The following is a 390-nucleotide window of genomic DNA, read 5'->3' on the forward strand; positions in this document are numbered from 1 at the left end:
GCCCAGCGGGAAGGCGATGACGAAGCACACGAGCAGCGACCAGAAGGAGCCGGCAAGTGCCCCTCTGAGTCCCGCAAGTTCGGGGAAGCGGCTGTCGTTGTTGACGATCAGGCCGACGTTGAGCGGCCGGCTGACGGCGCCCGCCTCCTCCAGCCGGTCGAACCAGCCGATCTCCTGGTCGCTGACCCGGCGGTTGCCCTCGGCGGTGTCGCGGCTCACCAGCCCCTTGTTGAGCTGGTCGTAGGGGTCCGAGACCGGCACCCGGAGCGTGATCGTCTGGCCGATCAGCGAGGGGTCCGCGACGATCCTGTCGCGCAGCCGGAACTGCGCCCCGTCGCTGAGGACGTCGGTGAGCGCGCGCCGATCGGCGGCCTCGGTGACCTCCGGGAA

General features: G+C 70.3%; 1 protein-coding gene. It reads right to left on the reverse strand.

The window, feature by feature from the left end; all coding sequences use genetic code 11:
* On the reverse strand, positions 1-390 hold a 390-nt coding region (locus tag D7Y13_RS44665), incomplete at both ends, for a DUF3333 domain-containing protein (protein ID WP_120631177.1).

This window comes from Corallococcus praedator (genome assembly GCF_003612125.1).
GTDB classification, from domain to species: Bacteria; Myxococcota; Myxococcia; order Myxococcales; family Myxococcaceae; genus Corallococcus; species Corallococcus praedator.